Origin of the sequence: Cognatundibacterium jejuense, assembly GCF_014284255.1 — a bacterium.
Classification (GTDB): domain Bacteria; phylum Pseudomonadota; class Gammaproteobacteria; order Burkholderiales; family Burkholderiaceae_D; genus Undibacterium; species Undibacterium jejuense.
Map to the genome: position 1 here is coordinate 77,418 of NZ_JACOFV010000014.1, position 12,251 is coordinate 89,668.

Annotated in this window: 10 protein-coding genes; 4 read left to right on the forward strand and 6 right to left on the reverse strand. The window is 45.6% G+C overall.

Annotation, left to right across the window (positions count from 1 at the left end):
• Nucleotides 1-164: 164 nt before the first annotated feature.
• From H8K32_RS14895 to H8K32_RS14915, 5 genes are all read right to left on the reverse strand, one after another.
• Nucleotides 165-1,238: a hypothetical protein gene (locus H8K32_RS14895; RefSeq protein WP_186913333.1), complete on the reverse strand. Its 1,074-nt coding sequence runs from the start codon at nucleotides 1,236-1,238 to the stop codon at nucleotides 165-167.
• 583 nt (nucleotides 1,239-1,821) lie between these two features.
• A complete protein-coding gene (locus H8K32_RS14900) occupies nucleotides 1,822-2,343 on the reverse strand; it encodes a hypothetical protein (RefSeq protein WP_186913334.1) in 522 nt (173 codons plus the stop codon).
• Nucleotides 2,344-2,386: 43 nt separating this feature from the next.
• Nucleotides 2,387-2,938 carry a hypothetical protein gene (locus H8K32_RS14905; protein WP_186913335.1) on the reverse strand — a complete coding sequence of 184 codons (552 nt, stop codon included), beginning with the start codon at nucleotides 2,936-2,938 and terminating at the stop codon, nucleotides 2,387-2,389.
• Between the two features lie 90 nt (nucleotides 2,939-3,028).
• Nucleotides 3,029-3,433 (reverse strand): hypothetical protein, encoded by a 405-nt coding sequence (locus H8K32_RS14910; RefSeq protein ID WP_186913336.1) that lies wholly within the window; start codon nucleotides 3,431-3,433, stop codon nucleotides 3,029-3,031.
• A gap of 94 nt (nucleotides 3,434-3,527) precedes the next feature.
• Nucleotides 3,528-3,983, reverse strand: a complete 456-nt coding sequence (locus H8K32_RS14915) for a hypothetical protein (protein ID WP_186913337.1) — start codon at nucleotides 3,981-3,983, stop codon at nucleotides 3,528-3,530.
• A gap of 707 nt (nucleotides 3,984-4,690) precedes the next feature.
• On the opposite strand from H8K32_RS14915, the gene H8K32_RS14920 reads away from it, so the two are divergent.
• Nucleotides 4,691-4,918 carry a hypothetical protein gene (locus H8K32_RS14920; protein ID WP_186913338.1) on the forward strand — a complete coding sequence of 76 codons (228 nt, stop codon included), beginning with the start codon at nucleotides 4,691-4,693 and terminating at the stop codon, nucleotides 4,916-4,918.
• Nucleotides 4,919-5,139: 221 nt separating this feature from the next.
• Nucleotides 5,140-6,537 carry an argininosuccinate lyase gene (argH, locus tag H8K32_RS14925; protein WP_186913339.1) on the forward strand — a complete coding sequence of 466 codons (1,398 nt, stop codon included), beginning with the start codon at nucleotides 5,140-5,142 and terminating at the stop codon, nucleotides 6,535-6,537.
• Between the two features lie 89 nt (nucleotides 6,538-6,626).
• On the opposite strand, the gene H8K32_RS14930 is transcribed toward argH, so the two are convergent.
• Nucleotides 6,627-9,659 carry a diguanylate cyclase gene (locus H8K32_RS14930; RefSeq protein ID WP_186913340.1) on the reverse strand — a complete coding sequence of 1,011 codons (3,033 nt, stop codon included), beginning with the start codon at nucleotides 9,657-9,659 and terminating at the stop codon, nucleotides 6,627-6,629.
• A gap of 383 nt (nucleotides 9,660-10,042) precedes the next feature.
• On the opposite strand from H8K32_RS14930, the gene H8K32_RS14935 reads away from it, so the two are divergent.
• Nucleotides 10,043-11,191, forward strand: a complete 1,149-nt coding sequence (locus tag H8K32_RS14935) for an ABC transporter substrate-binding protein (RefSeq protein ID WP_186913341.1) — start codon at nucleotides 10,043-10,045, stop codon at nucleotides 11,189-11,191.
• 176 nt (nucleotides 11,192-11,367) lie between these two features.
• Nucleotides 11,368-12,249: a branched-chain amino acid ABC transporter permease gene (locus H8K32_RS14940; RefSeq protein ID WP_186913404.1), complete on the forward strand. Its 882-nt coding sequence runs from the start codon at nucleotides 11,368-11,370 to the stop codon at nucleotides 12,247-12,249.
• The last annotated feature ends 2 nt before the right edge of the window (nucleotides 12,250-12,251 follow it).

A 12,251-nucleotide genomic window follows, 5' to 3' on the forward strand; every position in this document is an offset into this window, starting at 1 on the left:
AGAAACCGTTTTTTTAAAGCCACCGGAGATAGTCGCCGCCCGCATTAAAATAATCGGCACCGCTCCCTTATTCTGTACGTTATCGAACGATGAGGTAAGAAAAATCGAAAAATCCGCGATAGACAAGCTTGCTGGCCTATCGCGACAAGTAAAACCGCAAATAATCAGATTGCAGGTTTACCAGCTAAGAGACTTTTGGTGCGTTGATAAAAACCTAGCTCATTCATCGTAATCAGGCCTCGATTAGTAATGAATTTACTTTCTATCATATGCTGTTGCGTCACTGCCATCGCCGTTTGATTGCGCAAGGCAGCGACGTACCCTAGTACGGCCCACGGGAACGGATCATATTGACCAGATTGCCAGTTAGGCGTGTACAAATTCAGATAAGTCCACGCCTTGTCGTAATACGAAGACAACTCACTTAATCCAAATGCCTGCGGAAAAACCTGACAAGTTGTTCCCGCGTAGAACGCCGTGGTTGCTTGCGCATCGCCATCGCTAGTTTTAAATCCCGCATGCGCAGTGTCGTACAAGTAATTACTAATACCTCCGACAATACCTGTCGCCACCAGGTCATAGTAATTCGCGTCTACAGGTTCCCCAAGATCACGTAACAAACCTGCAAAATCACGGAGACCACGATAGCTTTCGGCGTTATCCATCAAATATCCTAACGAATTCGATTGATTTCTTGGTGGCTGAAATGTTGCGGTCAGTCCATCCGATGGTTTTTCCATGACGGCGAGATTGCGGTAAGCAATATTTTTTAATGCGGCTTCGTTCACTTTCCACCACGCCATATCCTGACTAACGCGCACATATTTGACTGCCAGCGATAAGAAGGTCGCCGCGTAGGAATCGTCAGAATCAGATGGCACTAACACGAAATTATTTGTTCCAGGTACGAAGTTGACATCCATAATCGTGGAGTTAGCGGTCAGATTATGCAGGTATAAATTCAGATACGATAAAACGTAAGTTTGCAAATCAGCAGGCGATAAGTACTGTACGATTGGCAACAAGCCTAAATTACTGAAATACCAATTTATTCGGCCAGCTGGTGCAATCAAATATGCATTGGCATACGGACCAGATGTGATCTGAAGATTTTTTATTTCCTGTACGACATTGATGCTCGGTGCTGCTTGAGATAAAGCAGGAGATGACTGAAAAAACAATCCAGTCGAAACAACGATCGCAGCGACTGAAGAGGTAATTTTTCTAAATTGGAGCATGGTATTGAGTCCTAAGTGAGGAATGTGACGAATTCCTGAAGCGACACAATACAAATATGCAAGACCTGATTTGTTGCCGCAAGGAATGACTCAATATAAAAGCGAAGTGCATTCTCGATGTCAGGTAATTACTCAGAAGAAATGAGATAATTTCCTAACCGCAACTAAAGAAAATGAGTTATGGGGAAGGCGTTTTTGTTGTACAAAGATGTTGACGATCACCCAAAATCAAGCCACTGGGGGTGCGGATAAAATCTTGGACTACGAACGAATTTGTCTCGAAATACAATAAGCGACTGGCTCAAAAAGAAGCAATGCAGGAGCCGAAGTACCCTCAGCGGCAAGGGTTCTAATGGAATAAGCAGTCGCTGTTAAACTACCGGTTCGACCAAATTTGTGATTCATATAATGATATGACGTGCTACGCAAGGTAATCAAGCGAATGCATTACCCAATCGCGAGAACTGATTGAAGAGATATATTTATCCTTGACCCAACACCTACCATTATTGCGGTGCATACTTATTGTGCCAGCATCGACCAGACCTCCCTATCGATGAATAAAGGCATCGATGGCTAAACGTTAGCTCGGCATTGGCACAGCAACGTTATCTGACTGTCCTTGTAAAATTTCCAGTATGCCCTTCCACTCTTTATAAACCGACTTAGGGTCACCTGCCTGACTTTGAAGCGCAGCGACCTGACTCTTGGCTAAATCTACGTAGTTGATTGGCTGGCGCTCATAACTAGCTCTTTCTGCCTGCGTTAACAGAATACATTCACCATTCGACCCCACCTTTCCAAGAGGCATACCAGCAAATTGCAGATTGAATAGTTGAACGGGATCGATTTTTCCCTCAGCACACCACTGCTTTGCGATACCTTGCATTTGTGCTGGCGTCATATTAGTAAAGTTGTATAAGCTACTAGTTGTTGACGAACTACTTTGTGATGCAGCTAAGGCTTGCTGTGCAGATGGCGAGATGCTGACTGAATCCTGAGCAATCGTCTGTGCTACTGCGGTTGCGACATTGCTTGATCTATTCGCTTTTACACTAGGCGGGTAACTCGATGCGACTGACAAGCTTCCAATTTGTATGTTCATTATTACCTCCAGTCATTTGGGGAAAATAGATTTTGGAACACACTCAGGATTTCGAGGTGCTGCCATACCAATTTGCCTGTTGCAAATACCAACTGGGCTGCGATGCCATGTATTGCTGAATATTGGTATAAATATTCGCGGCGGAGAGCCCCTGCGCCTTTCCTTGTTCAAAAATTGCGTTTTTTTGCTGAAGCACCTGGCTTGCAAGTGCTGCAAATTTCGCGGTACTTTCAGCCGTCACTGGAAGACCATTTGCAGTGTAAGTCACTCCCGATAGCGTGCCGTTCGGTTCAAATTTTGACTTTGATATATCAACTAGTTCTCCATCTGACGTCGTTGCATTTTCATAGACATAATTGATTGCATTAGACTGATTAGGATTATTTTGCAAATTCGCAATAATTTGCTGTTGATAAAGAGGAAGTGACGCAGTATCTACAGTTGCTTGACTCGATAAGGTGACGACCGTGCTACTAGTTGAACCAACTGGGCTTTGTGTGTTCACGATATTGCTACTAGTTGCTTTTGAAGTTGATCCAGCGCCCCCGACACCCAAAAAGCTACTTGTCCTTAAGTTCGTGTTAGTTACTTGCATGTTAAACGCCCCTTAATTTCGTCACTCGCAAATTGTCACATGCCGCATTGGCTTTGCTTCGAGAAAATCAAATCCAAACATCGTTTTTTGTTACGCTGTTGTATTGATATTGGTACCGCTAGTCGCGTTTTTCTGATCGAGGTAGGCCAGTGCTTTGTCGAGAATCGAAAAGGGAATAATGGCATCCCTGCCTGCTGCCTCAGATGGGATAGCTTTTTGCTGATTGATGATAGTGTTGATATACGACTTATCGACTTCACCGGTCAACGAACCGCCTGCACGGTCTAAAGCGATACGAGTGGCAAATGGGTTCCCTAAATGCTCTCCAGTGGAAGAAACTGGGTCTAAACTTCCAGAGGACGCGACAATAAGACTTTTATCCGCAGGTGTGAGTTCATCCGCAATAACAAACGACTGGGGCTGACTTCCAACACTGTTAGTTGATTTAGTTGCCGTTGGCGTTACGGATAAACTAAAGCTGCTTGAAATTAACATGACGAACTCTCTCTATTATTTGTCGAAGTAAATCAATGTAAGCAGTTGCATTATTGAGGCGGCTTTAAGTCTGTATCGGCGTAGCCTGTAATTTCTACAAAGCGTCTAAGGCATTCGTGAAAAATTTTGCGCTACTGGCATCACCTCTCGCGTTTGCAGCATTCACTCCCTCCTGCAAAAGGGCAATAAAATTCGTCGGCTGCGTAGTCGCTTGCGGTGCTTGACCGTCGTAATTCACCTTAGATAAGGCGGTTGGTATCATCGTGACCAACGCCGATGAGTCGTCAAATGACAATTTTCCCGACTTAATCAGCCCATTCATTGTCGATGCCATGTTTTCAGGCGTTATATTGGTGAAGTCGTAGATGGCGTTTTGGCTAGAGACGCTATTTACTTGCGATGCACTGAGCAGGTTTTGCGCTTGTGGGGAGATAGATACTGAGCTAGCAGAGCTGCTTTGAGGCTGGTTATCAACACTATTTTTGGTCTTTTGAGGCGTGACCGGTGAGTACGATGTTGCCGCAAGTAAATTTGCTACCCTGATATTCATGATCGCCCCAAAAAAATTGCGCAAATAATACTCGCTACAAAAATAATAGGCGATATTTCAACTATGTCAATTGATAAAAAGAATAGGTAAACAGGCTATATTCGTGCTTTAGATTTTTCGTCTGACTATTCTATGGACAACAACACATTGAAGACGCTTCTGCGCAATCAGAGGTCAAACAATTTGATCTCACCTCAACCGAAACATGATGCAAACGATCAATATCAATAGCTACATGTTGGCAACATTGGACCACTGATTTACATTTCAAAGCAGTAGTTCAGTGACAAAGATAATCACAATAAACAAAAAATGATTTCTTTTGGCTGGCGCATATATGACTAGCAGTAAGGCTGGAATCAAAGCATGAAAAGACGATGTCAACACTCAATCATTGAACAAGATGTTCTGACGCATACTAAATTTCACTGAGAATTTAGTGCGTGCGCAAGAAGTGATTCCGGTATAATCGCGCACCTTAAATTGCTTAAATGTTTTGATTTGAACGGCATTTAAGCCCTTTGCCTGTCTGAAAGACGATTGAATTTGGATTAATTCCATCTCTGCGAACGCATTTTTTTACATAGCAACTTCGCAGAGCGCCAACAAACAAAGCCTGCTAGCGTTTAAACAGCATTGGCCCCAAAATGGAAATCGTCAACCAGCCAGTCCGAATTTGTACCGAAACTGATATTAGATGCTGTCTGATGAAAGATAACAAAGATAACGCTACGATGGAATTACCAGGCTTTGCCAAGCCAGCGCCAGAAGAGCCCGAAATCCGTAAAGTTGTTACTCCACCAAAACGCAGCAAAGTCGCGAAACAAGTTCAATTGAATTTACTGGAAGAACTCGGACCCACCGATATCAGCGGCCTGCCAGCCTGGGTCAATGATGAAAATACAGATTTGACAGGACTTCCAATCTGGCGCTGATCATTGTTACTTGCCGCTCTCATCCATCACATGCATTACAGTATCTCGCTATACAAATCAGCATTGAGTATCCAATCAATGCCGAGGCATAAATAGCATCATTCGGGACCCCAAAACACAAACCTGATATATCAAGGCTAAAAATCAGGAAAAAATGGCGCAGTGTTTTATAATCAGTCAAATTTATCGCCAACTGCAGCCTCTACGGTAGCCCATCTAATATGACATCTCAATTCAACAAAAAAAGTGAAGCCTGGTCTGCCCGCTTCTCCGAACCTGTTTCTGACCTGGTAAAACGTTATACCGCCTCGGTGTTTTTTGACAATCGTATGGCCAGCGTTGATATCCAAGGCTCACTGGCACATGCAGAAATGTTAAGCGCGCAAAATATCATCACTACCCAGGATTACGCAGATATACAACGCGGTATGGCACAAATTCAGGGAGAAATTGAATCGGGCAAGTTTGAATGGCTGCTAGATTTAGAAGACGTGCATCTGAACATCGAAAAACGTCTGACAGAATTGGTGGGCGATGCTGGTAAGCGACTGCACACTGGCCGCTCACGCAATGATCAGGTCGCGACCGATATTCGCTTGTATATGCGCAACGCTATCGACAATATCATTGAACTGCTGCGTGGCTTACGTGCAGCACTGATTGATCTTGCAGAGAAAAATGCTGAAACGATCTTGCCTGGTTTTACGCATATGCAAGTCGCCCAGCCGATTACTTTTGGTCATCATATTCTTGCTTACGTAGAAATGTTTGGTCGTGATACTGAGCGCATGCAGGATTGCCGCAAACGGGTCAATCGCTTGCCTTTGGGTGCTGCGGCATTGGCTGGTACTACCTTCCCTATCGATCGCGAGCGCGTTGCTCGCACCCTGGGGTTTGATGAGGTTTGCTACAACTCGCTGGATGCTGTATCTGATCGTGATTTTGCGATTGAATTCTGTGCTGCCGCTGCACTGATCATGACCCACATTTCACGCATGTCTGAAGAGCTGGTGATCTGGATGAGTCCACGCGTAGGCTTTATTGATATTGCCGATCGTTTCTGCACTGGTTCATCGATCATGCCACAAAAGAAAAATCCTGATGTGCCAGAACTGGCACGTGGTAAAACTGGTCGCGTCAATGGTCACCTGATCGCTTTGCTGACGTTGATGAAAGGTCAGCCACTGGCCTATAACAAAGACAATCAGGAGGACAAAGAACCTTTGTTTGACACTGTAGACACGATTATCGATACATTGCGCATTTTTGCTGATATGGCGACCGGTATCAGTGTCAAACCAGATGCTATGCGTGCTGCCGCTTTGCAGGGCTATGCGACAGCGACGGATTTAGCCGATTATCTGGTGAAAAAGGGCTTGCCTTTCCGCGACGCTCATGAAGCCGTCGCCCATGCTGTTAAAACTTGCGTAGAAAAAGGCTGCGACCTCAGCGACATGTCGCTCGCTGAATTGCAAACCTACTCAGCATTGATCGGTGAGGATATTTTTGAAGTCCTGACCTTAGAAGGCTCCGTCGCTGCACGGGATCATATCGGCGGCACCGCACCAAATCAGGTACGCGCAGCAATTATCCGCGCACGTAAGAATTTAGCTTTCTGATGTAGTAATACATTCAGGTAATTCACTGTTTATTTAAGCCGTGAATTACCTGCCACATTAAGTGCAAAACATCACTTATCGACATAGTTTCAGCGCTCAAACTCCACTCTGTCACGACCATTCTGCTTTGCGCAATAAAGTGCGGTATCAGCACGCGCGACCAGTGAACTGATCATTTCTTTTGAACGTATTGTCGCCACACCAAAACTGGATGTCTTATTTTTCACAACCGCAAAATGATGCGTCGCGACACCTAAACGCAATCTCTCAGCAACCGCGAGCGCCTCTGCTAAGTCAGTATCTGGGCACACCACCAAAAATTCTTCACCGCCCCAACGTCCAATAACATCATGATCACGAACGCCAGCCTTTAATATTTCCGCAATCGCTTCCAACACCATATCGCCAACCTGATGGCCGTAGGTATCATTGACCGTTTTAAAGTGATCAACATCCATCAGAATCACTGAAAAAACTTTACCGCTACGAATATAGCGACCGTATTCGGCTTCCAGCGTAAGATCAAGTTTCAGACGATTGTATAAGCCAGTTAGCCTATCAGTCACCGATAACATTTCCAGCTGCTTATTCTTTTCGTCAAGTTCCGCGGTTCGATCCAGAACCAGTTTTTCCAGCAAGCGTTTAGTTTCGGTTGAGCGACGCTGCACCTTTTGCAAACGCCAACGATAACCCACCCAAATTGCCGCCATCAGGCTCATCAACGTCAACAACCCGAACCACCAAGTTTGCCAATAGGCAGGTAAAACAAGGATAGGAATATGTAATTCGTGTGAGCTCCAGACACCTAAACGATTACTGGCACGAACAACTAAGGTGTATTTTCCCGGCCATAGATTCCCATAGTTGGCACTCAAGTGATCGGCATTTACATGAGTCCATTCTGCGTCATAACCTTTCAGAAAATACGAATAACGGCTCTTTTGTGGCGCTGAAAAATCAAGCGCGGCAAAGCCTATGCTGAAATTTCGCTGATCAGGCTCCAAAATAAGTGTTGGGTCCAACAAGCCCAAAGGAAACGATTTACCGTCTATCGTCAATTCGCTGGCTTGAACCTGAGGTTCAAAATTCCACGGAGAGAATTTTTCCGTATCAATGATTGCAACACCCTGTGTGCCGCCACTTAAAATCAACCCGTCATGGGTACTACCAAATGATCCAGTCCAACTGGAGCCTATATCGTAGCCATCCGCTTTACCCAGCTCAACGGCATGCATAGTCTTAGGATCAATGACACAACTATCAGTCCAGATCCGTCCCATCTTATCTTCTACAAGATTTTCGCCGAATGACTTACCTGGCTTACCTAACATGGCGCTAATATGCTCAAACGTAGCACGCTTCCCATCCCAGCTACTCAGCCTCTCCATACCATCAGCAGTTGCCACCCACAACCGTCCCGAATGATCAACCAGCAAGCCCTGAACCAGATTGCTTGCCAGGCTGTCCGCCCTCTGATTTTCATGAAAAATTCCAATCAAACCGCGCAGATCAGGATCCCATGCCCACAAACCGGCATCACTACCAGCCCAAATTCGACCTTGAGCGTCTTCAGCGAGGTTATAAACAGCGGCATTCATACTGGCACCACCCACTCGAATGGCAGCCTCAAAACGCTGCTGTTGTGGCATCCATCGTGATAACCCACCTGCTGTTCCAACCCACAACGCACCATTCTTCGCGACCAAAAATTTATTGATGACGTCTGGCATTCCAGAATTGGTGGGATAAGACTGCCATTGCTTAGATCCAAGTTCAAGTCTGAAAGTACCTGCTTGTTGGGTACCAGCCCACAATGCTCCATCTTGGGTCTGCGCCAGAGACGTGATTGTCCCGTCGTGCAATTTTCCTGGCTGCCCCGGGAATGGTCGATAACCCCCAACGAGGCCTGCGTATCTATCTATAATGTCGATGCCATTACCATCGCTACCGACTAAAATTCGCCCATCACGTAACTCAAGCACACTATGCACATCAGGACTCGACAGCCCCTGATTGCGTTCAGCACTATGTTTGAGCAGATAAAAGCTTTGATTCGATGGCAAAAATTTTTGCAATCCACCACCCCAGGTACCAGCCCACAACAAGCCTGAAGCATCAACTAACATTGCACCTATATGATTGAGAGCAAGGCTACTAGCATTAGTCGCATCATGGCGTATATGCTGAATCAATTTACCATTCGAAGACTGCACAACATCGATCCCCCCACCAAAGGTTGCCAACCAGATGCGACCGGACTGCGGTTCGAGGATCTTTGATATCCAACCATGTGTCGTGCGATCCAGCTTGAACTGATCGACCACCCAATGTAATTTGTAGGTACCGGGATCTAACCATGCTGCACCACTGGCAATGGTGCCAAGCCAAAGCTTGCCATCGGCAGCTTCAAATATTGTCATTATTTTCTGGTTTGCTAAGGAAGCTGGATCATCAGGATCAGATGCGATCCGCTCAAAATGGCCGCTTCCTGCTTTCCGTCGCTGTAAGCCGCTGGCACCTCCGACCCACAAACTACCTTCGTGATCGATAAGCAGACTGCGCACACGGTCATCTGCCAGACTATCGGCTTGCGCACGGTCATGACGGAAATGTTGAATCCCATGTGTGTTGCCCGCTGACCAATAATCGAGGCCTTCATTTGCGCCGACCCATACGCCACCACTTGCCTCGGCAATGATGGCCCAGATTCTGCCGCCAACATTCGAGGTGGCAGCGGCGCCTGGCCGCAAAACTGTATCAGTAGCGCCTCCGCCCATGTGATTAAAGCGTTCAGTCTTAGGGTCAAAGATGGCAAGACCATTGCTGAGTGTACCAACCCAAAGTTTGCCATCCTGAGCAGACATCAAGGCGGTGACATAATCTCCTGGCAAAGACGAGGGGTTGTTATCGTCATGTACAAATTTACGGAAACGGTAGCCGTCATAACGCACTAAGCCATGTTGCGTACCGACCCAAAGCCAGCCTTTGGGGTCTTGCACCAGAGACGTGATGGTTGAATCTAGTAACTCTGCATCACCAACGTTCTCAAAATACGGTTCCGCAAAAGAGAACTCTGTCAGTTTGCCATCTACAGCGCCGGCAAACTGTGAAAACGGGGGCACAAATATAAGAAAAAAAAGACAAGCATACGATATGCTTCTTAACATCATCCTCATGCGGCTTCCTAGGTCTACATCAATATAAGTTCTTGAGCCTGGCAGTTCTATCCTTAAGCCCTTCGACAGTACCTCTGAGTCGCACAAACATCGTATCTTTAAGCGCTTTTTAAAACAAGTGGGGAATTATGCTTTTACTGCATCATTGTTACTTTTACACAGCAAACATTTATGCGTACTCAAAGATCAATGATAAGCTTGGATGTGATTTTTTATTGCCGTCAACTAATACAAGCAATACAATCTTTGGCAAATTAAGATTTAATTAATTAAAACTTTTGCAGCCTGCTGCTTCAAGGTTTTTCATAAAAAAATTCCAGGAGATATTGATGTCACAGCAACTCAAATTGGTCATAGCAAGCGCTTTAATCGGATCAGCAACGCTCACACAAGCTGCGGAAATCAAAATTGGCGTCGCAGAAGCATTATCGGGTCCGGCCGCAAAATATGGCAGCGCGATCAAAAATGGTTTTAATCTCGCGGCAGATAAAATCAATGCAAAGGGTGGCATCAATGGTGACAAGATCGCGCTCGTCATTGAAGATGAACAAGGAAAAAAAGAAGAAGCAATTAATGCGTTCAAAAAACTGATTTTTCAAAGCAAAGTATTAATGGTATTTGGCCCAACCTTATCCAATTCTGCTTTTGCAGCAGACCCGATCGCTAACGCCAGCAAAACAGTCGTGTTTGGCACCAGTAATACGGCCGATGGCATCACTAATCTGGGACCATTCACTTTCCGCAATTCCGTTATGGAAGCTGATGTATTACCAGCCACAACCAAAGCTGCTATCAAACAATTCAATATCAAAAAAGTAGCGGTTATTTATGGCAATGACGATGCCTTCACGAAGAGTGGTTACGATGTCTTTAAAACTGCGCTGTCAGACCAAAAAATTACCGTCACTGACACCGAAACCTATGCCAAAGGCGATGTTGATTTTAAAGCGCAATTAACAAAGATCAAGTCCTCAACACCCGACGCGATTGTATGCTCTTGTCTGGCAGAAGAAGCAGCCAACATCATTCTACAAACACGTTCTTTGGGAATGAGACAACCATTTATAGGCGGCAATGGTTTTAACTCTCCAAAACTGTTTGATATCGCCAAAGATGCTGCCGATAATACCTTAATGGGAAGTCCGTGGTCTGCGGAAAATCCTTCAACGGCGAACAAGCAATTCATGGCTGATTACAAGGCCAAATATGGTACAGATCCCGATCAATTTGCCGCGCAAGCCTACGATGCCTTGCAAATTGTGGCCGAAGGCATTCAAAAAATTAAGTTGAGTGGTGACCTGAGTAAAGACAGGATAGCGCTACGTGATGCATTGCCTGGCATTAAGTTTGAAGGTGCCACCGGAAAATTCTCCTTCCGTCGTGCAGCATCAAAAGATGGCAAAGAAACTGGCTACGATGCTCAGCAAGACGCCATCGTGAATATTGCCAAAGGTGGAAAATTTGTACTCTTAAAATAATTCGCTCAAACGACTGGCAGAAGTATTACCTCTGCTGGTCTTTCACCTATTGCAGATTGCTCTTGAGATGTAGATCTGCAGTTTAAATTGAATGCTTTTTATTTTTTTCACCTATACCTGAACTGCCTCCGCTTTATGCTGAATGCATGACAGGACCAAGCAATATCTGGATCGCCATGTTTGCACAACAACTTGTCAATGCGTTGACACTCGGCAGTGTCTACGCCCTCTTCGCCTTAGGATTTACGCTGATTTTTGGGGTGCTTGGCGTCATCAACCTGTCGCACGGCGCAATCTTTATGTTAGGCAGCTACATCGCCTTACTTCTGGTCAATCACTTTCAGATGTCCTTGTGGCTTGCCATGTTGTTGGCGATGTTGGCATGTGGCACGCTCGGTGTTATCGCTGATTTTCTGGTGTTACGTCCACTACGCAAGCGCAATGCACCACACCTTGCACCAATGATCGCGACCATCGGCGTCGCCATCATGCTGACCAATATCTCCCAAGGAATTTTTGGCGCAGAAAATCAACGCTTCCCTTTGGGCACCATACCAGAAGATAGCTTCAGTCTCGGCAACCTGCATCTGACCGCGGTGCAATTAGCCATCGTCTTGATTTCATTTGCTCTAATGCTGGTGTTGTTGACAGTCATGCGCAAAACCCAGTTAGGTCGTGCGCTGCGCGCCATCGCCGAATCACCCAAAGCCGCATATTTGCTAGGCATCAATGTGGAAGCACTATTTTTCTTTACCTCATTTGCCGCTGCTGCGTTAGGCGGTGCGGCTGGCGTTTTGGTCGGCTTATCATTCAATGCCATTTCACCTTTTATGGGGCAACCTATGCTACATAAGGGTATTGCAGTGATCATTCTGGGTGGCATGGGAGACATCCGTGGCGCAATGCTTGGCGGCTTATTTCTTGGCTTTGCTGAAGTCATGAGCGTCGCGTATCTATCCAGCGACTTCCGTGATGCGATTGCATTTGGCTTATTGTTTTTGATCTTGCTAGTGCGTCCGGCGGGCATGTTTGGCAAAATTCTAGAAAGAAAGGCGTAAAT

Coding starts and splice junctions, on each gene's coding strand:
- H8K32_RS14895 (WP_186913333.1), bottom strand. CDS start 1,238: ATGCTCCAATTTAGAAAAATTACCTCTTCAGTCGCTGCGATCGTTGTT.
- H8K32_RS14900 (WP_186913334.1), bottom strand. CDS start 2,343: ATGAACATACAAATTGGAAGCTTGTCAGTCGCATCGAGTTACCCGCCT.
- H8K32_RS14905 (WP_186913335.1), bottom strand. CDS start 2,938: ATGCAAGTAACTAACACGAACTTAAGGACAAGTAGCTTTTTGGGTGTC.
- H8K32_RS14910 (WP_186913336.1), bottom strand. CDS start 3,433: ATGTTAATTTCAAGCAGCTTTAGTTTATCCGTAACGCCAACGGCAACT.
- H8K32_RS14915 (WP_186913337.1), bottom strand. CDS start 3,983: ATGAATATCAGGGTAGCAAATTTACTTGCGGCAACATCGTACTCACCG.
- H8K32_RS14920 (WP_186913338.1), top strand. CDS start 4,691: ATGAAAGATAACAAAGATAACGCTACGATGGAATTACCAGGCTTTGCC.
- argH (WP_186913339.1), top strand. CDS start 5,140: ATGACATCTCAATTCAACAAAAAAAGTGAAGCCTGGTCTGCCCGCTTC.
- H8K32_RS14935 (WP_186913341.1), top strand. CDS start 10,043: ATGTCACAGCAACTCAAATTGGTCATAGCAAGCGCTTTAATCGGATCA.
- H8K32_RS14940 (WP_186913404.1), top strand. CDS start 11,368: ATGTTTGCACAACAACTTGTCAATGCGTTGACACTCGGCAGTGTCTAC.